Annotated in this window: 17 protein-coding genes; 8 read left to right on the plus strand and 9 right to left on the minus strand. The window is 41.2% G+C overall.

What is annotated here, in order from left to right:
- Window positions 1–2: 2 nt before the first annotated feature.
- Both ACTJKA_RS17920 and ACTJKA_RS17925 read left to right on the plus strand, forming a co-directional pair.
- A complete protein-coding gene (locus ACTJKA_RS17920; RefSeq protein WP_440607877.1) occupies window positions 3–8,201 on the plus strand; it encodes an amino acid adenylation domain-containing protein in 8,199 nt (2,732 codons plus the stop codon).
- A 6-nt stretch (window positions 8,202–8,207) separates the two neighbouring features.
- Window positions 8,208–8,948 carry a thioesterase II family protein gene (locus ACTJKA_RS17925; protein WP_048001291.1) on the plus strand — a complete coding sequence of 247 codons (741 nt, stop codon included), beginning with the start codon at window positions 8,208–8,210 and terminating at the stop codon, window positions 8,946–8,948.
- A gap of 79 nt (window positions 8,949–9,027) precedes the next feature.
- Here the strand turns inward: ACTJKA_RS17925 and ACTJKA_RS17930 are convergent, their stop codons facing one another.
- The 3 genes from ACTJKA_RS17930 to ACTJKA_RS17940 all read right to left on the minus strand — a co-directional run bounded on the left by ACTJKA_RS17930 (window position 9,028) and on the right by ACTJKA_RS17940 (window position 12,183).
- Window positions 9,028–9,720, minus strand: a complete 693-nt coding sequence (locus ACTJKA_RS17930) for an ABC transporter ATP-binding protein (RefSeq protein WP_007498206.1) — start codon at window positions 9,718–9,720, stop codon at window positions 9,028–9,030.
- Window positions 9,721–9,728: 8 nt separating this feature from the next.
- Window positions 9,729–11,063 carry a hypothetical protein gene (locus ACTJKA_RS17935; protein WP_234884869.1) on the minus strand — a complete coding sequence of 445 codons (1,335 nt, stop codon included), beginning with the start codon at window positions 11,061–11,063 and terminating at the stop codon, window positions 9,729–9,731.
- 193 nt (window positions 11,064–11,256) lie between these two features.
- Window positions 11,257–12,183 carry a DMT family transporter gene (locus tag ACTJKA_RS17940; RefSeq protein ID WP_336750140.1) on the minus strand — a complete coding sequence of 309 codons (927 nt, stop codon included), beginning with the start codon at window positions 12,181–12,183 and terminating at the stop codon, window positions 11,257–11,259.
- A gap of 131 nt (window positions 12,184–12,314) precedes the next feature.
- Here ACTJKA_RS17940 and ACTJKA_RS17945 point away from each other — a divergent pair, with 131 nt between their 5' ends.
- On the plus strand, window positions 12,315–13,652 hold the full coding sequence (locus tag ACTJKA_RS17945; RefSeq protein WP_268358200.1) for an aminotransferase-like domain-containing protein: 1,338 nt from the start codon (window positions 12,315–12,317) through the stop codon (window positions 13,650–13,652).
- On the opposite strand, the gene ACTJKA_RS17950 is transcribed toward ACTJKA_RS17945, so the two are convergent.
- On the minus strand, window positions 13,639–14,340 hold the full coding sequence (locus ACTJKA_RS17950) for a 4'-phosphopantetheinyl transferase family protein (RefSeq protein ID WP_156061312.1): 702 nt from the start codon (window positions 14,338–14,340) through the stop codon (window positions 13,639–13,641). The genes ACTJKA_RS17945 and ACTJKA_RS17950 overlap by 14 nt on opposite strands.
- A gap of 143 nt (window positions 14,341–14,483) precedes the next feature.
- On the opposite strand from ACTJKA_RS17950, the gene ACTJKA_RS17955 reads away from it, so the two are divergent.
- Window positions 14,484–15,344, plus strand: a complete 861-nt coding sequence (locus tag ACTJKA_RS17955) for an effector binding domain-containing protein (RefSeq protein WP_268358203.1) — start codon at window positions 14,484–14,486, stop codon at window positions 15,342–15,344.
- A 25-nt stretch (window positions 15,345–15,369) separates the two neighbouring features.
- Here the strand turns inward: ACTJKA_RS17955 and ACTJKA_RS17960 are convergent, their stop codons facing one another.
- From ACTJKA_RS17960 to tcyA, 5 genes are all read right to left on the minus strand, one after another.
- Window positions 15,370–15,960 carry a hypothetical protein gene (locus ACTJKA_RS17960; RefSeq protein ID WP_017358533.1) on the minus strand — a complete coding sequence of 197 codons (591 nt, stop codon included), beginning with the start codon at window positions 15,958–15,960 and terminating at the stop codon, window positions 15,370–15,372.
- A gap of 85 nt (window positions 15,961–16,045) precedes the next feature.
- Entirely contained in the window at window positions 16,046–16,690 is a 645-nt protein-coding gene (locus ACTJKA_RS17965; RefSeq protein WP_048001285.1) for a YczE/YyaS/YitT family protein, read from the minus strand.
- A gap of 142 nt (window positions 16,691–16,832) precedes the next feature.
- The gene (locus tag ACTJKA_RS17970) at window positions 16,833–17,576 is read right to left on the minus strand and encodes an amino acid ABC transporter ATP-binding protein (RefSeq protein ID WP_007498183.1); all 744 of its coding nucleotides are present in this window, start codon (window positions 17,574–17,576) and stop codon (window positions 16,833–16,835) included.
- Between the two features lie 12 nt (window positions 17,577–17,588).
- On the minus strand, window positions 17,589–18,281 hold the full coding sequence (locus ACTJKA_RS17975; RefSeq protein ID WP_017366604.1) for an amino acid ABC transporter permease: 693 nt from the start codon (window positions 18,279–18,281) through the stop codon (window positions 17,589–17,591).
- Window positions 18,268–19,083 (minus strand): cystine ABC transporter substrate-binding lipoprotein TcyA, encoded by an 816-nt coding sequence (gene tcyA, locus ACTJKA_RS17980; protein ID WP_007498178.1) that lies wholly within the window; start codon window positions 19,081–19,083, stop codon window positions 18,268–18,270. Before tcyA ends, ACTJKA_RS17975 begins: the two co-directional genes overlap by 14 nt.
- A 280-nt stretch (window positions 19,084–19,363) precedes the next feature.
- Between tcyA and ACTJKA_RS17985 the strand changes: the two genes are divergently transcribed.
- The 4 genes from ACTJKA_RS17985 (at window position 19,364) to ACTJKA_RS18000 (ending at window position 22,969) form a co-directional block, all read left to right on the plus strand.
- Entirely contained in the window at window positions 19,364–19,975 is a 612-nt protein-coding gene (locus ACTJKA_RS17985) for a dienelactone hydrolase family protein (RefSeq protein ID WP_047202711.1), read from the plus strand.
- A 251-nt stretch (window positions 19,976–20,226) separates the two neighbouring features.
- Window positions 20,227–21,660 carry an amino acid permease gene (locus ACTJKA_RS17990; RefSeq protein ID WP_125590127.1) on the plus strand — a complete coding sequence of 478 codons (1,434 nt, stop codon included), beginning with the start codon at window positions 20,227–20,229 and terminating at the stop codon, window positions 21,658–21,660.
- Window positions 21,661–21,935: 275 nt separating this feature from the next.
- Entirely contained in the window at window positions 21,936–22,184 is a 249-nt protein-coding gene (locus ACTJKA_RS17995) for a hypothetical protein (RefSeq protein ID WP_125590129.1), read from the plus strand.
- 56 nt (window positions 22,185–22,240) lie between these two features.
- On the plus strand, window positions 22,241–22,969 hold the full coding sequence (locus ACTJKA_RS18000) for an ATP-binding cassette domain-containing protein (RefSeq protein WP_164511650.1): 729 nt from the start codon (window positions 22,241–22,243) through the stop codon (window positions 22,967–22,969).
- The last annotated feature ends 853 nt before the right edge of the window (window positions 22,970–23,822 follow it).

Genomic DNA, 23,822 nt, shown 5'->3' on the forward strand with positions numbered 1-23,822 from the left:
GAATGCTAGTTAGTAGACGAAAAGGAAATGCAGCAAATCATATTGTCAGGATCAATGGAAAACGAATCGATCTCAAAGCATTAGAGAAAGTCTTCATGCTTCACTTTCCACTAAAGGAATGTGCGCTCATCCCGAAGAAAAATCAAGAAGGAGGCCTATCGCTTGTGCTGTTTGCACAGGCGAAGGACCCTTCGCTGACAAGAGAGGATTTGATGAAAGGCCCGCTTCATCCTGATGAAGTGCCAGCCGCACTCGTCCTCGTCTCTTCCTTGCCGCGAAAAGAAAGTGGAGCGGTCGATACCGAGGCGCTGCTTGCCATTGATGTACTAGATGAAGAGGAACGAAGAAAGATAGAAGAGCGCACGAAAGCCATAGATGGAGTAGAGGAAGCAGCTGTTTTGATAGAGAGTCAGACAGAAAAACAAACACCTTATCATTTAGATGACCTCTTCCCGGATAGACAGCGTACAAATGGAAACGAATCGTTTTCAAAAGATGAAGTCAGCCAAACCATACAATCCTCCGTACAAGAAAAACCACCAGCTCTTGTTTATGGAGGTGATGTGATCAGAAAACCAGGTACACCAGTCACATTGACAGAGGTACTGATCCGAGCCGCCTTTATGTCACCAAATCGCGGAGTCACGTATCTCAAAGAAGGCGGTCATGAGGTGATCCAGACTTACCCGGAATTGCTCACAGGAGCGGAACGTGTCCTATCTGGATTAAGGGCAGCCGGACTTTCAAACGGCGATCAAGTGCTGCTTCAATTGAAAGACCATCAAGATTTTATCACGGTATTCTGGGGCTGTATTCTCGGTGGAATCATTCCAACCCCAGTCTCTGTACCGCCTGTGTATGATGAAATGAATCAAGGCGTGAACAAGCTCAAGGGCGTGTTTCAGCTGCAAAATGAGCCATTCATTATTACAAACGAAGCGAGTGCTGAGGACATTGCAGGGCTACGTAAAACGTTTGAATCAAAAGCGATTCCGATTTTAACAATCGAAACATTACTTGCCTGTGATCCAGATGAACAGCATTATGAACCAGAGCCGGATGAGCCTGTGCTTCAGCTGCTGTCCTCAGGAAGTACGGGTGTGCCAAAGTGTATCCGGCACAACCATCAAAGCATTTTATCTAGAATCATTTCCTTTGAGCAGGCAAATGGTTTCACGCATGAGGATGTATCAATGAACTGGATGCCGCTTGATCATGTAGGGGGCATTGTCATGTTTCATGTCCATGATGTGTACCTCGGCTGCCAGCAAATTAGTCCATCCATTGACCAATTTATCGAACGTCCGATGGTGTGGCTGGATTGGGTAGAAAGATACGGTGTCACAAGGACGTGGGCGCCAAACTTTGCCTTTGCGATGATGAATGAATATGAAGACGACATTCGCAAAGGGAGCTGGGATCTCTCCACCTTGACCTATATCATGAACGCCGCCGAAGCAGTTGTTCCTAAAGTGACGCAGCGTTTCATGCACATCATGGGTGAGCACGGATTAAGCCGCCATGCGATGGTGCCGGCTTATGGCATGTCAGAAACATCATCAGCCATTGTCCAGTCAAAAGAATTCATGCGTCATGATGATCAGGGTGGACAACTGACCATTGATCAGACCTCATTAACAAGTGAGATTCAATATGTGGCGCACGATCATCCGCACAAGATGACCTTTACAGAAGTCGGTGCACCCATCCCTTCTGTATGGATTCGGATTGTAGATGAGCATCACCATGTGCTGCCAGAAGATCAAGTCGGCCGCTTGCAGGTGAAGAGTCCAACGATTATGATGGGCTACTATCAAAATGAGGAAGCGAATGAAGAAGTATTTGCGGAAAACGGCTGGTTTCATACAGGAGACTTAGGATTTATTCATGAAGGGCGCCTAGTCCTCACAGGGCGAGAAAAGGATATCATCGTCATCAACGGAGCGAACTATTTGAATTACGAAATTGAAGCCGTTGTGGAAGAAGTTGAGGGGGTTGAAGTCACCTTTGCCGCTGCGTACGGCATTTACAATCCCGAATCAAGTAATGACACACTCGCCGTCTTTTTTGTCACGCAGAAGGATTCGATAGAGGATCAAATCACAATGATTCAGCAGATTAGAGAGAGCATCATTCGCAAAATGGGAATCGAACCTGATCATATCATTCCGGTGAAAAAAGACCAATTTCCGAAAACAGAAAGCGGAAAAATCCAACGTGCCCAACTAGGTGCGGCACTGAAAGATGGGGTGTTTCATGACATTGAACGTGCACTTGATCTTGCTTCGGAAAATGAACAAACCCTCCCAGATTGGTTCTTTAAACGTATTTGGGTAAAAGAGAATATCGGTCCATCTCAGCCAGTCTCCACTGATCATGTACTCGTATTTGAGGATGAAAAAGGGCTTTATCAATCGCTTTATACACAATTTGAACAAATGAACCTGCCTTATGTTTCTGTGAAAAAGGGTCATGAATTTTTACGCCTGTCAAAAGGGATGTATCAGATGAACCCTCGAATCAAGGGGGATTACGTCAGGCTTGTGGCGGCGCTTGAAGCCGATGAATTAAAAATTGACCGTATGCTTCACTTGTGGAATGTGTCAGACAAGGAGATGATTGCGAGCCCTGCGCAGTTCAAAGAACTGAATGCAAGCACCAGCCAATCCATTTTGTATTTGTATCAAGCATTGAGACAAGAAAATAAAGAGCCGATGCGTCTCGTTGTTGTCACAAAAGGTGGTCAATTGGTGAAACCGCAAGATGAGCTTCATGTGGAGAAAACGTCTCTTGCCGGATTATTAAAAACCATCCCGCAAGAATGGGAAGGGGCAGAAGTGTCTCACCTTGATATTGAAGCGGAGAATGTGGAACAGGATGCCAAGCATATTGTGGACGAACTAGGTGCGATTCATTTGAAAGCAGAAGTGTCTTACCGGCATGGCCAGCGCCTCGTACCAAAGCTGGAAAAAGTGAATATGATGACGGCACCTCAGACAGAAGGGTTTTTAGAATATGAAGGCTTGTACTTGCTGACTGGCGGGCTTGGCGGTATTGGATTTGAACTGTCTAAGCAAATGCTCCAATTTGGCTTGAAGCTCGTGTTAATTGGACGGACATCCCTTGAAGAAGACAGAGAAAAAGAGGCGTCATTCTCACAGCTTAAAGGTCTGGGAGACGTCCTTTATGTACAAGCCGATGTGACGAATTTATGTGACGTCGAGCAGGCGATTTATGAAGCAGAAAAGCATTTCGGACAGTCGATCCGAGGAGCGCTTCATTTAGCCGGTGCTGGCAATGTATCTGAGCACTTTCAGCATGTGGATACGTACACACTGGCTCATACAACAGAAGAAGATTTCGTCAAAGAACTTTCAGGGAAGGCAGACGGTGCTTGGGTGCTGCAGGAAGCTTTCAAGCATGATCCGTCAGTGCCACTCGTCTTTTTTGGATCAGTGAATGGCTTTTTTGGTGGTACCACATTTGGCGCATATTCTGCGGCGAACAGCTTTTTAGATGGACTCGCACATGCCCTTACCTATCATGAGGGAAGAAGAGCGATTTCGTTGAATTTCAGTATGTGGGATAATCTTGGTTTGTCTAAGGGACATACTGGGGCTGCGCTAACCGTTCGCAAGGGCTTTCAATTGATTGGAAAAAAACAAGGACTCCATTCATTATGTCTAGGTGTTCGGCTGAATGAAGCGCATCTATTTATCGGCCTAGATGGGGCGAATCAAGAAATTGCTGAACATCTTCAACCAGCACCAATACCACATTTTGAAAAGAAACTGTACTATACGGTGCAATCAGGCAAAGAAGTGGATGCTGACAAGATCACAGGCATCATAGAGGGGAAATGGGACATCAGGCAAGTGGAAGATATACCGAAAAAACAAGATGGCTCTATTGATCACGAAGCCCTCAAACAGTTCCATCACAAACACGCACAGCCGTTTGAAAAGCAATTGCCAGAAACGAAGACAGAGCAGGTGCTTGCGGCCATATGGGAGGATATTTTAGAAGTCGATCGTGTGTACAAAGAGGATCAATTCTTTGACCTTGGTGGACATTCATTAAAGGCCACTCAAACGATTTCACGTATTAATCATGAGTTTTCACTAAAGGCGCCGCTAAAAATATTGTTTGAAAGCAAGAATCTGGCACACTTGGCACAAATGGTCGATGACATCAATGGAGCACCAGCCATTCAGGAAGCCAGCATTCCAAAGCTGGAAAAACGAACAAGCTATGAGCTGTCAAACGCTCAAAAGCGAATTTGGTTCTTATCTACATTAGAAAAGAGCCATCATTACAATATATTAGGTGCTTGGAAGCTGATGGGCCAATTACACATCCAAACGTTAACAAAGGCGATCGGTCTCTTAACAAAACGTCATGAAGCACTGCGTGCAACATTTCAAACCATTGGCGGCAAGCCGGTTCAAGTCATCCGTGAAGACCTTCCGCCATCAGTAACCGTTGCGAATTTCTCATTATTTAATGAAAAAACAAGAGCGAGAAGATTGGAACAGCTGATTCAGCAAGAGGCGAACCGCATCTATGACTTAGAACGGGGACCGCTTGCACAATGGACAATTGTTGATATGGGGAAAGAGGAATATTACTTGCTTTGTGCACAGCATCATATCATTTCCGATGCATGGTCGCTCAGCCTGCTTATTCAAGAATTAGAAGTCGTGTATGGTGCGCTATTATCAGAGAAAACGCCTGAGCTACCTGCACTTGAGATTGAATGGACCGATTATGTTCATTGGGAGAATGAGCAATTAAAGAACCACCATGAGGCTCAGAGCTATTGGCTAGAAACGTTACAAGGAGAGCTGCCGGTATTAGAGCTCCCGTTTGACCGTCCTCGTCCGCCGGTTCAAACATTTAATGGAGCTACAGAGCAAATCGTGATAGATGAACCGCTTGTTCGTCGTTTACATGCCTTGTCGAGACAGCAGGGGACAACACTATTTATGACGATGCTGTCAGCCTATTATGTCCTGCTTCACAAGTTGTCTGGACAAACAGATGTCATTGTTGGATCGCCGATCGCTGGGCGTGATGTCGAACAATCAGAGAAGCTCGTCGGCATGTTTGTCAATACATTGGCGCTGAGACAGGACGTTTCAAAAGCCGATACCTTTGCCGATTTACTGGCAAAGGTGAAAGAAATGACGTTAAAAGCCTTTGAGCATCAGCATTATCCATTCGACAAGCTTGTGGATGACCTTTCAATGGATAGAGACCTAAGTCGTTCACCAATCTTCCAAGTCGCCATGGGGTATGTCACTGATTCGCTGGATATCAACCTAAAAGGACTGACATCGGAACAAGTGATGGTCCATCATACCGTCTCTAAATTTGATCTCACCTTGCATGTATTTGAGCAGGAGGACAAGCTGTCTATCCATGTGGAATATAATACGGATTTATTTGAGCAAGAAACGATCCACCGTATGATGAATTATTATCTCAATCTGTTAGATGGCATGACGGCTCAGCCTGAACGGACATTCGCTGACTTTTGCGTCATGGACAAAACAGAACAGGATGCCATGATCATAGGGAAAAATCAAACTGACACGCCTTATCCAAAGCGTACGCTGCAAGAATTATTTGAAGAACAAGTGCAGCGTGACCCGCACCGGATTGCTGTATCTTATATGGAAGAGCATATGACGTATCAAGATTTAGACGAGAAGGCGACAAAACTGGCTGCCTATTTACAGTTAAAGGGCGTTGGACCAGGTTCACTTGTCCCGATGCTGTTTGATCGTTCGTTTGACATGATGGTCTCAGTTCTAGGGATCGTCAAGTCGGGTGCTGCTTATGTACCGATGTCACCTGAGTATCCAGATGCCCGCATCGGTCTGATCGTTCGCGATACACAAAGCGATATCATTTTAACCCAGTCGCATCTGATCAATCGTTTAGACGATCTGAGCGGCACAAAGATTGAAATGGACAAGCCGTTACCAGAAACAGGCGCAGTGTATCAAAGGGAAAAATCGATTGTAGGAGAAGACCAGCTTGCCTATGTGAACTACACTTCAGGCTCAACAGGCACACCAAAAGGCGTGATGCTTCCTCATGCAGGAGTGGTCCGCTTAGTGAAAGAAACAAACTATATTGAGCTTGGTTCAGAAGATAAAATGCTTCAGCTGTCTAATTATGCATTTGATGCCTTTACCTTTGAATTATGGGGAATGCTGCTAAATGGCGGTCAGCTGGTTCTGATCCCGAAATATGCTGCTCTGAATATGGACGAATTAACTCGTTTAATCAAAACGCATCAAGTCACAGCCAACTGTTTGCCAACTGCATTATTCAACCGGCTGATTGAGCATGATCCAAAAAGTGTGGCTGGATACCGTACATTACTTGTTGGCGGAGAAGCCATGTCTAGTGAGCATGCACGAAAGGCATTGCCACATATGAAGGGTGTGCTGATCAATGCTTACGGTCCAACAGAAAACACAACATTAGCGACCACTTATCAAGTCACACACGTACCGGAGGATGCAAGATCAGTGCCAATCGGTGTGCCAGTCGCCAACTCAACGGTTGTCATACTAGATGATCATCTCAATCCAGTACCAACAGGCGTCAAAGGAGAAATCTATATCGGCGGAACAGGGCTGGCAAAAGGATATTTGCATGACCCAGAGCGCACGAAGGAGAGGTTTATTGACAATCCATTCCCGGCATTAAAAGGGGACAAACTGTATCGTTCCGGTGACCTAGGGAAATGGCGGTCTGATGGCAGTATTGAATACCTTGGCCGAAAAGACAACTTGGTCAAAATTAGAGGCTACCGAATTGAATGTGGAGAAATTGAGACAGCCCTGCTCAAACATCCACAAGTAAAAGAATGTACCGTCATTGCTAAAACGTACGGCAGCTCAAAACGGCTGGCAGCCTACCTTGTCACAGATGGGGGAGAGCCTGTTCCCGGATGGAAAGCATTTTTACAGGAAAGCCTGCCAGGCTATATGATTCCAAGTTACTTTATCGTACTTGACGCAATTCCCGTCACAACGAATGGGAAGGTCGATCAAAAAGCTTTGCCGGAGCCGACAGACGCAGTCTCATCCTCACATGAAGACGATCAACCGGCAACAGAAACACAGCAGCTGATTGTGACAGCTTTCAGTGAAGTGCTTGGTGTCAAACGAGTAGGAATTCATGATTCATTCTTTGATTTAGGTGGAGATTCCATTATGAGTATTCAAGCCGTTGCCAAATTAAAAGAAAAAGGTGTCCGTGTTGATCCGAAATGGATTTTTATGCACCCAGCGCCAGCACAGTTAGCGGCATATTTGGACACAGTACCAGAAATAGGCGAGCCTGTCGAAAGAGCGCCGAAAAACTATGTAATCGAGTTGAAAAAAGGGGATCCGGCTGAACCGAGAATTTTCTTTGCACCGCCTGCTGGTGGAACGGTGATGGGGTATATCGATGTGGCCAAGCTCATGACACATGAAGGAGCTGTTTACGCCTTGCAGTCTCCAGGCTTATATGAGGATGAAGAACCACAATTCCTTCATTATACAGAGCTTGTCACCATTTTTATTGAAGCCATTGAGACATTCTATCGACCAGGCATTGATTATTTGGCAGGGCATTCTATGGGCGGACATCTTGCTTACGGAATGAATCAGAGACTCTGTCATGCAGGAAAAGCGCCAAAAGGATTGATCATTTTAGATACGGTTCCGGTATTAAGAGATGAGGCAGATCAAGCGCTTCATGCCGATATGAACGAAGAAGAAGTGAAAATGCTCGCCCTCGTCCTAGGTATGGGGAACCTCGTCGGCATCAAACCAGAAGCATTACAAGGGCTCAGTTTCCAAGAAGTGAAGCAGAAAATCCTCAAAGAAGCAGAAAAGGATGAAGTCGTTCATCAATTTATGAATGATCACTATTTAGATAAATACTTGCAAATGCAGACTCATAATACCATCATGTCACAAGCCATTGAATTAGAAAAAGACCCATTCTCTGTGCCGTTTTATATTATACAAAGCAGCGATCACGCCACAGATTTCCAGAAGAAATTTGCCGATTGGGAAGCTTACACGAGAGAAACGTGCTCGTATTATCAAATAAAAGGCGACCATGTGACCATGATGAAAAGACCGCAGGCAGATCAACTTGCGCAGATTCTTGAAACGATCGTAAAGGGGTAAGGACGTATGAACCAATTATTTAAAACCTTTGAAAAAAAATCAGATCTCATTCAGCTTATTTGTTTTCCTTTTGCAGGCGGATATTCCGCCTCTTACCGTCCGCTCTTTGAACAGCTGAAGGACACGGCCGAAGTGACAGCAGCAGAGCCTCCGGGTCATGGAACGAACCTCATGCCGCTTGAAACAAGCATTGACCGGCTGGCTGAATTGTATAAAGAAGGACTGACAGGCAAATTAAACCGTCCATTTATTTTGTTCGGACATTCCATGGGCGGACTTGTGGTGTACAGGCTGACTCAGTTGCTAGAAAGGGAAGGCATCGATCCGGCAGCGGTTGTCATTTCTGCCATTCAGCCACCGCAAACAAAAAGACAAATATTGACCCATTTATCGAATGAAGCATTTGTTCAGCATATCGCTGAAATGGGCGGGATTCCAAAAGAATTGTTAGAGAACAAGCCAATGATGGATTACTTTACACCATCCTTACGTGCCGACTATCAAGCATTAGAATCCTTCCAGCACACAGACAAAACAATCATTAAATCACCCGTTTATTTATTGAACGGAAAGCAAGATAAGAAATGCATGGAAGACGCAGACGGCTGGCTAACATGGGCAAACGCCATCGAACGTACTGATTTCGAAGGAGGCCACATGTATATCAACACACACCTCGAGCAGTTCGCAGAACATATGAGGCATGTCATTGAGCAGACAACAAAAAGGCAATTCATCAGTCAATAAAAGAAAACAACGGCCCCGTCAAACGAGGGCCGTTGTTTTCTATGGTTAAATATCATTTTAAACGTAGATAAACTGCTATTTAGGATAACATTTCAAAGAATCTTTTTTCAAGCTGACCTTCATCAAATGTTTCTTCAGAAGGTTTTTTTTCTGAATGAACGATTTGTCCTTCATTTATAAAAAGGATCTCGTCACATAAGTTAGCGGCAAATTGAAGGATGTGCGTAGAAAGAATGATCGTTTTATTTTGAGCCTTAAATTCTCTTAGATGTCTTTTCATAAGAGTCATATTTGCTGGGTCTAGACCGGTAAATGGTTCATCTAATAAGATTATAGCTGGATTGTGTAAGGTGGTTAATATAAAAGAAATCCTCTGCCTCATCCCTCGGGATAGAGAAGAAGAGCGAATATGGGCTTGTTTTTCAAGCCCATATTTTTCTAATAAATGTTGAATCTGTTTTTTATTTAACGGTTGTTCAACTAACATGGATTGATATTTAATCAATTCGAAGCATGTTAAGTTTTCAAAAAGTGTTGGATCATCTTCCATGTAACCGACAGTTGAAAAACCATTTTCTATATCTTTTTGTATGATTAATTCACCTTTATCTGGTGAGATCAACCCCGCGATTATTTCAAGAATGGTTGTTTTTCCAGCGCCATTTTTGCCTAATAATCCAACAATTGAGCCTTGATGAAAATGTAATTCATGAATTGATATTTTGAAGTTTGACTCTGTATATTCCTTGATTAGATCATGAATTGAAAGCATACAATCCCTCACTCGAATAATGTTTTAACTGATTTGCAGTTTTTGTTAATCGTTTTATCCCAAAATAAAAACATGATGACGATGATGATCACTGTACAAACAATCATGATCGTATTTGCCGCAATAAAAGAGGCTAGGTTATATGAGGACATAACGGATAAGCCTAAAATGAAACTGAAGCAAAGGTTTAATGTTAATTTGCTCAGTGTGCTAGGAACTTGATACACATACTCCCATTTAAAATAAGGAAATAGAACAGTAGAACCAACTGTGCATACGCCTATTAAAACGCTACTAACTAACAAAGTAAATATCACATAAAAGGGGTGATCTACATTTATTGTAAAAGTAGAAAAGATAGTATATACAGTACAAAAAAACATATGTAATAAAACGGATAATATCAACTTAGAGTTTATTTTGTTCTTTATAAAGTGAGGTAACCTATGTTTTAAAGGAATAATGGGACCATCAACATCAAAAGAGACATAAGATTGAAGGGCGTTAGAAATAAAAATCATAGGGAACATAACACTAAAAATAAACAAAAAATCATTTTCTATATTCATTGTTTCGATTTGGTTTGTATGAACACCATACAGAATGAGTGTTAATAGACCACCAGATATTGTTAATATAAATAGTAAAACCGACCATTGTATTGGAGGGTTTCTCAAAAGAAGGGTGATTTCAAAAAATAAAATATGATTGAAAGATCTTGATGTTGTGTTTTGATGATGTCTATCCTTCTCCTCTGAATGGAAGATAGGCGAATATCTAATGTTCTTTTTCCAATTGATTAATAAAATAAGACTAGTAAGAAAGATCAAAGCAGCAAGCGTAAGCACCAATTGGTTAGAAAAAGGAATAGAAAATAATTCGAATTTAAAAACAAAAAACATCCAAGCAGCAATGACCCCAGTGGTGATGTATTGAATCATGGGTGTGATTGAAAAGACTCTAGGTCTAGTAAGAAGTAATAATAAGTTCAATCTAAGTAAATATCCGAATAATAACGAGCTAATGCCTAAGGCTCCAAGAATAAAAGAATGATGCAAAGCATGTGTGTTTAAAGTCATGCAGAAAGAACCTAAAAAAAAGCATATAAAACCAATCATGACACCGAAAAATTTACTCATATCTTTCCCGAAAATATATTGATCCATATTCAATTTCAGGATGGACATCTGTTTTTTATCTGAAGAAAATAAGATTCGCATAAGACTTTTATCAAGGTGAATCGTTGTTAAAAAAATGAAAAATGAGATGTAGATGATTGATACGTTTTTGATAAAAAATGCAAGCAGTCCACCTAGGAAGAGTGGTGCTAGTATGTAGTTCATCGCAAATAACACATATAAATAAGGTCTGTTACGTTGATAGCCTCTTAACTCGTTGAGGATCAATATCTTTGTAAATACTATAAATATATGCACTCATAACACGTCCATTTTAGTTTGTATAATAAGGAGAGGTTCTCTCTCCTTATTATACAAAAAAACACAAGACAATAAATGGTTTTGATGTTAGTTTTGTCTAGTTCTTCTGTGTTGAATTCCCCTTCCTCACCACATTCCCGCCAATCACTCCGCCAATGACGAGCACAGCTCCGATGAGGTGAACCATATCAATCGTTTCATGTAAAATAAGCACGCCAGCGGCAATGGTAATGAAAGCAGATAGATTGTTAAAAATACTCACCTTTGCTGCTTCAAGGTGGGAAAGAGCATAGTTTGATAAATACGCTGTGAGCAGTGATGAGAGAATGCCTAAAAAGAGCATAGACCATACAAAGGATGGCTGCGTAAACGGATTGAAAAACTGCGGTAGTGTAGCATGTACCGAGTGCCGAATGAGAGCAGCAGCATTAAAGAAGACAAATCCAAAGAATGTCATCACGAAAGTCAGTTCAATGACATGGAATCGCCGTGTCATCACCCTGGCAAATACGCTATAGGCACTGGATGATAAGGCTGAAAGTAAGATCAGCACATAGCCGATGAGATGAGAATGTTTCACATCAATTCCCTTCACCACAAAGAGGAGCATCACCCCGGACACAGAAAGAATGGTAAACAGCACCTGAATCGAGGTAGGACGTTCCTTTAAACACCATGCTGCAAGCACCATTGTCAAAATAGGGATGGTCGCCTGAATAATGCCGGCCTCTGATGAAGAGGTGAACATCAGCCCCCACACTTGAAATGCAAAAAACAACACAGGATAAAGCAAGGAAAATGGCACAATGTAAATGAGATCACGCCATTGAATGGAAAAACGGTACTTTTTTCGTAAAAATGGAAATAACAAAAGAGCGGCTGCGAAAGAAACGGTAAATCGGTGTGCCAATACATCAATCGGATTCGCTGATGCTAAGGCTACTTTGACAAACAAGAATGAAAAACCAATAATACAGGCGTATGCGATCGAAGCAGCATACGCTTTTTGTTTTGACATATCCATCAGATTTCTCCTTACACGAGCATGCATGCTTCAGTTGAATTGACCGGTTCTGTCTTTTTATCGTAAACGGATCAAGTAAAGTGTACAATCAGAGTTATTGATATCTGTACCGGTACAAGGAGGGTAGTACTGTGAGGAAATATGATCAGCTTGTGTTGAATATAAAAAACAAAATCGAGAGCGGTGAATACAATGCTGGAATGAAAATTCCATCCATTCGTCACTTAGCGGCTCAATATGCTGTGAGCAAAAGCACTGTCATAAAAGCACTAGACACATTAGAGCGTGAACACTTGCTGTACTCTGTAGAAAGAAGTGGCTATTTTGTCGTGAAAACCAATCAGTCAGCCGTTAAGAAGGGCAGCACATGGATTGATTTTGCTTCCTCTGCGCCTGATCCCATTGTGTTTCCATATGTCGATTTTCAGCACTGCATCAATCAAGCGATTGATCTGTATCAAAATGATTTATTTATCTATGGCACCACCAATGGATTACCATCTTTACTGCCAATCATTTCAAAGCGTTTAACGGATTATCAAGTGTTTGCCTCTCCAGAACAGATCGTCATGACTTCTGGTATTCAGCTGGCTTTATCGATTTTAAGCACCATCCCGTTTCCAAATGGAAAACAGACCATATTGGTCGAACAGCCAGGCTATCACCTATTCCTCCAATACTTAGAGAAAAACCAGCTGCCTGTCCGGGGGATTCAGCGGACGGAAAACGGACTCGATCTTCAGGAATTGGAGCGTATCTTCCGAGAGGAGGATATTCGCTTTTTCTATACGATGCCAAGGTTTCAAAACCCGCTTGGAACGAGTCTGTCGAAACAAGAAAAAATAGCGATTGCAGCCCTTGCCGAAGCATATGATGTCTACATCGTTGAAGACGATTATTTGGCTGATTTAGAATTCGATACAAAAAGAGACCCGATCTATTCATATGATCAGGCGGGGAAGGTCATTTATTTAAAAAGCTTCTCAAAAATCATTTTTCCGGGGCTTAGAACAGGTGCTGTCGTCTTACCAAACGAGCTGATTGGCCCCTTTAGTGAACATAAACGGCTTATAGATATCGACAGCTCAATGCTCTCGCAGGCTGCTTTAGAAATTTATTTGAAAAGCGGGATGTTTGAGCGTCATAGAGAAAGGATGCAGGCGACCTATAGAGCTCGATCCAAACAACTTGTGGCCTGTTTGAAAAATGATCAAGGCGCTTATGAGCTGGGAGAAGAGGAGCCAGCTACCCATACCCACGTTCGTGTCGACCGGTCCATTCCGATGAATCAGCTCATTCAGCAGCTAAAAAAGGCTTCTGTGATGGTTCAGCCGATCGACCGCCATTTCATTTCTACTTATCATAAGGAGCCTATACTTCAACTGAACATTTGGCATGTAAAAGAAGAGGATATCGCACGAGGCGTCGATTTGCTCAAGTCATCACTTCAACAAATCACACGTTATTAAGGCGAGACAGCATGTTCTCACAAGTGAGTATCTCGACGTGCTCAGCCGCAGCGGGTTTTCTTGTACAAACCGCCATTTGGTAGGCAGGATCAAGTGAATATGTTTGGACAACGCAAGGGGCTTCGTGATCAGGTAATCTCAAAGTAGCCTGTCCATCCTCTGACAAGCGAGCGGTAAAGGATGAAAGACCATAGGATATTCCCTTCCCTGTCAGCTTAATAAAAGCCTCCTTCATGGACCATAAATGAAAGAAATAGGCTTCCTGCCGGTCTGCCGGCTGTGAGAGTAAATCTTGATATTCGTCAGCTGAAAAAAATCGTTTGGCAATGGCTAAATCAATCGGTTTAATCTCTTCAATATCAATGCCAACAGGCGCATCATCTACTGCGCCCACGACCCAATCACCAGAGTGAGAAAGATTAAAATGAAAAGAAGGAATTTGCCGGACAACAGGCTTTCCATTCCCTTCTGTTTCAAAAATGATCTGTTCCATAGGCAGTGCGTACATCTCATGAATGATGTGACGAATCAGTACCTCACCTAAAAGCGTTCTTCTTGCATCGATCAAAAAACGAAAGCGCTCAGCGGCGGCGCGTTTTTCAAGTGACACAAAAGGCTTCAGCTGTTCTATTTGTTTTCGTGCATTTTTATCATCTAAAGGTTGTAATTGAATAGCGAAAATCTTCATAACGGACCTCGATTTTTTACATTTATTGTACCATTGGATGAACCTCTGCAAAAGAGAAACAGACATCCTGTTCAATGAAAGCACAAAATGACAGGAAGGTGCGGGCGGTTCTCGATATAGTGGAAAAGGAAGGAGAGGGAAAAATGATTCACTTGATCATGGATAGTATCAATTATATGGAAGAGAGGCTGGATCAGCCTTTGCAGATCGAAGAAGTGGCAGAGGCCGCCTGTATGTCTAAATTTCATTATCAGCGGCTATTCCATATGCTGACGGGAATTGCAGTAGCAGAATATATTCGCAAAAGACGATTAACCCTTGCGGCAGAAGAATTCATGACCAAGCAAGTGAAAGTCATTGATGCGGCGGTGAAGTATGGCTATGAAACCCCAGAGTCGTTTGCGAAAGCCTTCAAGCGGCATCACGGATATACACCGGCAGCAGTGAAAACAGGCGAGTTTACAGTGAAAGCCTACCCCCGTCTCTCCTTCGAACTTCAAATAAAAGGAGTCGAACCGATGCATTATCGAATTGTGGAAAAGGATTCATTTTCAATCATGGGCAGAAGACTAAAGACAACAACAAAGAATAGCCAAAACAAACAGGATATTCCCGCCTTTTGGAAGCGTGTCAATCAAGAAGGATGGACGGATTCACTGGCTCATGCAGCTGGAGAACTCGGATATATCGGTGTATGTGCGCATTTTGATGAAACGCTTGAAACATTTGACTATATCATTGGAATTGAGCAAGGTGAGGAAGAACCAGATTCGACCATGACAGTCGAACAGATTCCGGCCAGTACGTGGGCTGTATTTCAGGCAAAAGGGCCTGTCGAAACCGCTGTGCATTCAACATGGACACGTATTTTCACAGAATGGTTTCCTGCCTCAGGATATGAGCATGCTGGGGGAATGGAGATGGAAACGTATCCTTTAGATGGAGAGATAAATTCTCCAGATCATGTGACATTGATTTGGATTCCAATCCGTAAACAATCATAAAAAAGGCAGCGTATCTCGCTGCTTTTTATCCTTGTGTGAGGACGTGAACACCGTTTGGATCGGTCGTATTCATCCCATGAGAATCTATCATCTTCACTTCAAGTAAAGAGAGACGTTCTCCCTTTTTCCAATGAATAGGTTGTGTCAAACCGTCCAGCAACTGATCGACCGTAGGTGTATGAGTCAAATCAGGTACTGCGATCGTCATCTCGGCAATTGCTTCTTCACCAGTTTCAATCACATCTGTCCGCCGCTGCAATTCAAGCCTTAAGCGCATCGGTGTAGAAAGAAACGTTCTTCGCTCCCCAGTCTGGATTGCCCAGTTTCTCTTTTGCGCTTGTACCAGCAGCTGATCATATTCATCATCAGTCACTAGAAAGCCGATGTGATCAAAAAGGACTTTTTTACTATAACCAAATGTGATATTGATCTGTCCCTTTCTCATCTCAATGATTCGGAAAGAGGGCTTCTTCTCTCTAAAATCATCCCATGTCTGCGGAGGGGGAAAGGAACCTTCCTTTGCGAAACGCCCCTTTACTTCAAAGCCTAATGAGGTGTACGCCTTCTCTGTCTCCTCAACAAATGGTGTCCAGTAATGATAATGGAAAAGCTGCATCAGAGGATCATCTCCTGTTTTAAGAATATTGCGTCTATTTAGTTTAGCACAAAACAAGCCATTCATTTAGTAGAATGGCTTGTTCTTATCGGGTAAGGGTCTGAACAGGTTTCTCCGCTGTTTTTGTAATGAGCAGTTGCAAGAGCCGTGTCGATTGTGGCAATGAAAAGCGAAGGACGAGTCCGGTAAAGATAGCCGTCAGAATCGTTCCAATGCCAATCGGGCCGCCGAGCATCCATGCAAATAGGAGCACGGTTAACTCAATACCATTTCGAACCCACTGCACGTTCAGCCCCGTTTTTGCTGAGATGAGCAACATTAATGAATCCCTTGGCCCAGCGCCAAGGTTGGCTGAGACATAAATGCCAACGCCATACCCAGACACAATCACGCCCGTAATAAACACATATAAAGCAGGTAAATACCCATGTGGTGCAGGTAATACTGCATTAAAGAAATCAATAAACACGCCGATCAGCACCATATTGAGCAGGGCGCCGATCTTTGGAAAAGATTTCGTGAAAACAGATGTCAGTGTCACAATCAGTGCACCAATAATGATCGACCATTGTCCAATGGTTAAACCAAAATGCTGAAACAGTCCATAATGAAAAGCGTCCCACGGACCAATGCCAAGGATCTTTCCCTTCACTGTCAGCGATAGTCCAAAAGCAAGTACAACCAATCCAACAAAATAAAAAAACCAACGTAAAAGATGTTCCCGCTTCAAAAGCTTTCCCTTCTTTCTTAAACACTCGATTTCAATCGTAACATACTCGCACGCCCCTTTAAATGGCTTTGCTTAATGTAATCGCTTACTTTGAAAGAGGTAAAAAAAGGCTGTTCTCACATGATGAGAACAGCCTTTTTGATCACACTGGATTCAAAATCCGGTTTAAGAATTGTTTTGTTCGTTCTTCCTTTGGTCGTTTGAAGATTTCTTCCGGAGGACCTTGTTCGACGATGACGCCGCCATCAATAAAAATCACTTCGTCCGCCACTTCTTGGGCAAACTTGATTTCATGTGTGACAACCGCCATCGTCCAGCCTTCTTTCGCTAAATCCTTCATGACCTTTAAGACTTCCCCGACAAGCTCAGGATCAAGCGCAGAGGTTGGTTCATCAAAAAGCATAAGCTCTGGCTGAATGGCAAGTGCACGGGCAATGCCGACACGCTGCTTTTGACCGCCTGACAGCTGGAAGGGATACAAATCTTTTTTATCCTCAAGTCCTACCTTTTGCAGAAGCTGAATCGCTTCTTTTCGCACCGCTTCTTTCGGACGGCGCTGGACTTGGACTGGACCTTCCATCACATTCTCAAGAACAGTGCGATGTGGGAACAGATGATAATCTTGAAACACCATGCCTGACTTCCGGCGAAGCTTGAGCAAATCAGCTTGTTTATTTTTTTTAGAAAAATCAATCGAGAAATCATCGAAGGTAAAGGAGCCGGCATTTGGAATTTCAAGTGCATTTAAACAGCGAAGCATCGTTGTTTTTCCTGAACCTGATGGACCAAGAATCGCCACAACCTGCCCTTTGTTGATCGTAAAATCAATCGACTTTAAAATCTCATTTTCACCAAAGGATTTGTTTAAGCCTTTGACTGTTAGCATGTCGTTCCCTCCTTACCTTGCGACATATCGATCAAGTCGTTTTTCAATTTGGTGTTGAACGAGCGATAGAATGAAGCAGAATACCCAATAGATCAGGGCTGCTTCCATATAAATAAATAAAATTTGATCCAAGTTCGCCGCAGCAATTTCCTGTGATTTACGGAACATCTCTGCCACGAGGATTTGGGAGGCAAGCGATGTATCTTTCACCAAACTAATGAATGAATTAGACAGCGGCGGAATCGATACACGCACTGCCTGCGGTAAAATCACGCGGACGAGCGTTTTGCGATGGGTCATCCCAATCGAATACCCCGCTTCCCATTGTCCTTTTGGAACAGATAGGACGGATGCACGGATAATTTCCGAAGCATACGCACCTACGTTTAAAGAAAAAGCGATGATAGCACTTGGATATGGATCAAGTGTGATATTAAATGTCGGAAAGAAATAGAAAATAATAAACAATTGCACAAAAAGCGGCGTTCCGCGAACGGCCGACACATAGATGGAGAAAATCCATCTGAGGGCTTTAATTTTAGACATTCTAGCAAGAGCTGTCACAAGCGCGATAAAAAGACCAATAATGAAGGCAATGATGGCAAGGGGGATTGTATAATAAATCCCCTGCATCACCATTGGCCAAAAAGATTGCTGAAGAAGATCCCAAGGAATGACGACTCCTAGGGTATTACTTTGTAACATCTTCACCAAACCATTTCTTAGAAATCTTAGCAAGTGTACCATCTTTTTTCATTTCTTTTAATGCGCCATTCACTTTGTCAACGACTTCGCCGCTGCCTTTTCTGAAGGCAAAATACGTTTCTTGTGGATCTCCTGTTTCAAATGCAACTTTTAGGTTTTTGTTACCGCTTGTTTTCAAGTAATTCAAGACAGCTAATTTATCATTGAACGTCAAATCAGCACGCCCTTGCTGAATCAATTGAATGGATTGTGCAAGACCTTCAACCCCTTCAATTTTAGCGCCAGCATCTGTAGCTAATTTGTTATAGTTACTTGTTAATGATTGTGCTGCTTTTTTGCCTTTCACATCAGAAAGTTTCTTGATGTCATTGTTATCTGATTTTGTCACAACAATGGCTTGAGATGTTGTGTATTTGTCAGAGAAATCATATTGATTTTCACGTCCAGTTTTACCAACTTGGTTCGCTACCACATCAAAACGTTTTGAATTCAGACCAGCAAACATGCTGTCCCATTGTGTTTCTTTGAATTCTGGTTTTAAGTCAAGACGTTTTGCGACTTCTGTGATGACCTCGACATCATAGCCAGTTAATTTATCTGTTTTTTTGTCATGGAAGGTGAAAGGAGCATATGTACCTTCTGTACCGATGGTTAATACGCCTTTATCCTGAATGGACTTCCAAAGGTCACCTGATTCCTTAGACCCAGATTGTTTATTTGCGCTGTCGTTTGCAGCTGATCCACATGCTGTGATCAATGCAACACAAGCGCCTAAAATAATGGCAAAGAACATTTTTTTCATTTTATTCCCCACTTTTCTTGTTGGTATTTACAACATATGATCTTACAGAGAAGCAACCTAAAAGTAAAGCATTTGAAACTAGCTTGAGCGAATCTCACCAACTTTATGCCCGCAAATGGTTGAACGGACAAACGTAGATCTATACCCAAATCAAAAAATGAATAAAACAAAACGCATGATCAAGAATGTTAGATAACCTATTTAATGGTAAAATTTGTTGTGATGAGCTCTCTAAGAAAATGAAGTGGTCCTACAGTGAACGAAAGGGAAGTGTGATCATTTGCATACATCGAAACAAAAACCTGTCATGATCTTAATACACGAAATATACGGAATAAATGATCATATGAAGAGTATGATCCATTATTTCGACAAAGCGGGTTTTGAGGTTTATTGTCCTCATTTATTAGGACAGGCGAAACAATTCTCCTATGTCGAAGAGAAAGAGGCATACGGCTATTTTATGAATAAAGTTGGTTTTGATGAGCCGATAATGAGCGTACTGAATGTGGCAAAAGAGTTAAAAACGAAGAATGCCGCGATAGACATATTTCTGTTAGGTTTTAGTGTGGGGGCAACCATTGCTTGGCGATGCAGTCAATATGAGCAGTTGTTTACCGGAGTCATTGGGTTTTATGGTTCAAGGATCAGAGATGACATTGATCTTGTGCCTGCCTGCAAAACGCTGTTATTTTTCCCGGAAGTCGAAGCATCCTTTAACCCCCAGGAGCTTGCGAGTGTTTTGGGGAAAAAGGAAAAACTTCGCGTGACAATAGTAGAGGGAGAGCATGGATTCGCGAATCCATATTCCACGGCTTTTCACGCTGAATCGAAAAATCACTGTTTTCAGGAAATAGATGATTTTATCAAAGGGTGTTTGTTAAAAGAATGAGGTGAAACCAGTGTGTGAAGATGAGGTGCCATGCTGGTTTTTTGTGCAAATATTTTGGGTTCGATTAAATGATCAAATCTACCTCATATTTGTGCGAACATTACTAAAATAAAGACTTTGAGACAGTGACCATAGAAGGAAGCATATTTATTATAAAAGATGTATAATTAGTAGGTTGTTTTGAAAATGGAATGAATCACATGGAGACATGTTTTGATAACAGAGCATCTTAGAAGAAGGAGGGCATCATTGTGGATGTTGGACAAAATCAGCCTGATCAATTGAAAAGGGCGATGACCTCCCGCCATTTATTTATGATTTCACTTGGCGGTGTCATTGGGACAGGCTTTTTCTTAGGAACGGGCTATACGATTGGACAAGCAGGGCCAGTCGGAGCTGTTCTTTCATATATTGTGGGCGGATTGATCATGTATTTAACCATGCTGTGTCTTGGGGAGCTGTCGGTTGCACTTCCTGTGTCGGGGTCGTTTCATACGTATGCGACGAAATTTGTCAGCCCGGCAGCGGGTTTTGCTGTCGGCTGGATTTATTGGCTCGGCTGGGCGGCAACGGTCGCCCTTGAGTTCTTATCAGCAGGACAGCTGATGAGGCGCTGGCTACCGCAAGTAGATGTGTGGATTTGGTGTCTCATATTCGGACTCTGTCTTTTCTTATTAAATGCCCGGTCAGCGAAAGCGTTCGGGGAGTCGGAGTTTTTCTTTTCTACCATTAAGATTATTGCAATTTTACTCTTTATTGGCGTAGGCGGAGCGGCGATGTTTGGGTTTATTGATACAACGAGCGGTGAACCCGCCCCTTACTTCAGCCATTTTGTGAATGATGGGCTGTTTCCAAATGGTCTGCTTGCTGTTGTGGTTACGATGATCACGGTGAATTTTTCGTTTCAGGGAACAGAGCTGATCGGGATTGCGGCAGGAGAAAGTGAAAACCCTGAGAAAACCGTTCCCCGTTCGATTCATCAAACCGTATGGCGTACACTTGTCTTTTTCGTCTTATCTATTTTCGTCTTAGCCGGTATGGTGCCTTGGAAGGAAGCCAGTGTGCTGCAAAGTCCATTTGTTACTGTGTTTGAGAGAACGGGCATTCCTTTTGCGGCAGACATCATGAACTTTGTCATTATTATTGCTTTATTATCTGTTGCGAACTCTGGCTTGTATGCATCGACGAGAATGCTGTATTCCTTATCGAAGGAAGGAATGGCAGGAAAAGCATTTAGACGCGTCAATCAGCGCGGTATTCCGATGAATGCCTTACTGCTCACTTTCCTGTTTACAGGGATTTCGCTGTTATCCGGTTTTTTTGCAGAGAAAACGGTATTTGCCTGGATCGTGTCCATTGCCGGAATGAGTGCCCAGACAGGCTGGATCACGATTACATTATCACAGCTTCTTTTCCGTAGAAAATATTTGAAAGCAGGCGGAAAACTGGAAAACTTAAAATTTAAAACGCCTCTTTATCCGGTGCTGCCAATCATTGCGATTACACTGAATACCATCGTGTTGGTCAGCCTTGCCTTTGATCAAGAGCAGCGCATCGGGCTATATGTCGGCGTACCGCTCATGATCATTGGATATGTTGTCTACCATCGCTATGTGAAAAAGCATCAGGCACAAAGTGAGCCGCTGAAGCTGCAAATCCGCGGAGATGATGAGATCCGGTTTTAAGATCAAAAAAACACTAAATATGTGAGTATGAGATATTTTAAAACACCTCTGATATAAATCTGAAGGTGTTTTTTTCTTGTGATCAATTAGGAAAATGTCATATTCAAACAATCTATTGGACTTAATAATTATTGAAATAATGGATCGGGGAAATGGTGATCTTTAAGAATAATAGATTAAAATAACCTTAAAATTGTAAAATATTCTTGATTTTACCAAATAAAAAAATTAATATTATATTGTATTTTGAAGAACAGCAGTTAGGAGAGAATAAAGTGTTTGTCATTAGTAAAATTGAGAATAAATTAATGTCTGGCCTATATAAAATGGGATCTTATTTAAATGAAAAACATAAGAACGTTATTCAAAATAAATGGATAGTATGGGTTATTATTTTAATAGCATTACTTTCTGGTATTGCTTATGCATTTTATTGTACAAGTAAAGGCTACAGTTTCTCAGGTAAAGTTAAGTGGAACTGGCCAAAAGTTTGGGATATCGGGATAGGTTGTAACGCAAAATAAATTAGTCTTAGGCTGTTCTTCAAAATCTCTATTATTTAAATATAGGAATGATAAATATGATCACTATAAATAACTTAGAAAAAAACTATAATGGTAGCCCCGTTCTGAATAACTTAAGTATAACGTTTGATTCTAAAGGAATCGATATCATTGTTGGAGTAAATGGATCAGGGAAAACTACACTTCTAAATTGCATATGCGATATAACTTCCTTTCAAAAAGGAGATATAAAAATTAATTCTGTTAGCAGAAAGGAAAAAGAAGCAAAACTTAAAATGTTCTATATACCATCTGACTTTTATTTGCCTGAATATTTGTCAGGCAATGAATATGCTGATTTTATTTTTAGGAGATATAGGGATATAAATAAGAAATTATTTGAGTTTATTACTGAAATGTATCATCTGACACCATTTTTAGATGAAAAAATTAGTAATTATTCTTATGGTATGAAAAAGAAATTACAAATAGGGATTGCTTTGGCTTTAGAAGTTGAATATGTATTGGCGGATGAAGTATTTAATGGACTCGATTATGAAAGCTATTTATTGACAGAGTATTTAATAAAAAAATACTCTGCACTTAGAAAATTCATCTTAATTTCACATAACATGGATTTTATTATGCGTAACGAACAGGCCAATGTTTATTTACTGAGCAAAGGCACCTTGAGCACTATTAAGAATGTTGGAGAAATTGAAGGGATCGTAATAAATAATGGAGAATTACAAAAATACTATGAAAAAATTGATGGATTCGTTTCTCGTAACAAAAGTCTTACTTAATGAGATTTGTCATAATTTATTATCAAATAATATTTTCAAAAAAAGGCATAATAGATATCTGTTATTAGGTATTATCTTAGCTGTTTATATTATGTATTTCTATTTAAATATGTCTGAATTAAATAAAATTTTTATAAATAGGAATGAAGTTTCTAATGAATTGAGAAACTCGCTGTTCTCTAGTCTAACTAATATGATCATTATTATCACTGGTGTTATTTATTTAATTGTAACCCTATCCTTCTCCCTTACAAAAAAAATGCAATTTCTGCTAAAGATCCTTCCTTTTGAAAAAGGGAGTATATGGTTTGGTAGCGTTATTTTCAAACTATTATTAAGTTATTGGTCTTTTTTAATTGTTTTCGCAATAATGATCCCTATGTTGAGGTTATTCCACTATAGTATAGGATTAAATTTTTTAATCTTGATATATTGCCAGATTTTATTCGTTGCAAGTATCTGTTTTTATTATTTAATTTTTTATTCTTTAAGTAGCCTTGTTAGATTAAATTTTTTTAATATAAATAATGGGTTATTAGTGTTGTTTCTTTTCCTTTATTATTTCTCTTTTCGTTTTAGAATTGACATGAAATTTCAGACATTTAATATGATTGTTGACCATGCCTTAGTGGTTAAGTTCATGCTTATTTTGTGTATTTTAATTGCTTTATTTGTGCTATGTATCCATTATCTACACACAAAGATTGATAATGATATATATACTTCTAATGATTTTTATATTTTAAAACTGCCTTTTAATATGAAAATGAATAAATTAAATTTAATTATACTCGGAACTATTAGGAGTAAATTAACCATAAGGCTTTTAGGTGTAGTATTTCTGGTCTTTGTA

The organism is Bacillus sp. 22190 (genome assembly GCF_052045575.1).
GTDB classification, from domain to species: domain Bacteria; phylum Bacillota; class Bacilli; order Bacillales; family Bacillaceae; genus Bacillus; species Bacillus altitudinis.

What these genes read in the sequence shown, in the direction of transcription:
- ACTJKA_RS17935 (WP_234884869.1), bottom strand. Translation starts at nt 11,063, where the DNA reads ATGAACTACATACTAGCACCACTCTTCCTAGGTGGACTGCTTGCATTT.
- ACTJKA_RS17925 (WP_048001291.1), top strand. Translation starts at nt 8,208, where the DNA reads ATGAACCAATTATTTAAAACCTTTGAAAAAAAATCAGATCTCATTCAG.
- tcyA (WP_007498178.1), bottom strand. Translation starts at nt 19,083, where the DNA reads ATGAAAAAAATGTTCTTTGCCATTATTTTAGGCGCTTGTGTTGCATTG.
- ACTJKA_RS17920 (WP_440607877.1), top strand. Translation starts at nt 3, where the DNA reads ATGCTAGTTAGTAGACGAAAAGGAAATGCAGCAAATCATATTGTCAGG.
- ACTJKA_RS17930 (WP_007498206.1), bottom strand. Translation starts at nt 9,720, where the DNA reads ATGCTTTCAATTCATGATCTAATCAAGGAATATACAGAGTCAAACTTC.
- ACTJKA_RS17950 (WP_156061312.1), bottom strand. Translation starts at nt 14,340, where the DNA reads ATGAAGATTTTCGCTATTCAATTACAACCTTTAGATGATAAAAATGCA.
- ACTJKA_RS18000 (WP_164511650.1), top strand. Translation starts at nt 22,241, where the DNA reads ATGATCACTATAAATAACTTAGAAAAAAACTATAATGGTAGCCCCGTT.
- ACTJKA_RS17940 (WP_336750140.1), bottom strand. Translation starts at nt 12,183, where the DNA reads ATGGATATGTCAAAACAAAAAGCGTATGCTGCTTCGATCGCATACGCC.
- ACTJKA_RS17955 (WP_268358203.1), top strand. Translation starts at nt 14,484, where the DNA reads ATGATTCACTTGATCATGGATAGTATCAATTATATGGAAGAGAGGCTG.
- ACTJKA_RS17975 (WP_017366604.1), bottom strand. Translation starts at nt 18,281, where the DNA reads ATGTTACAAAGTAATACCCTAGGAGTCGTCATTCCTTGGGATCTTCTT.
- ACTJKA_RS17970 (WP_007498183.1), bottom strand. Translation starts at nt 17,576, where the DNA reads ATGCTAACAGTCAAAGGCTTAAACAAATCCTTTGGTGAAAATGAGATT.
- ACTJKA_RS17960 (WP_017358533.1), bottom strand. Translation starts at nt 15,960, where the DNA reads ATGCAGCTTTTCCATTATCATTACTGGACACCATTTGTTGAGGAGACA.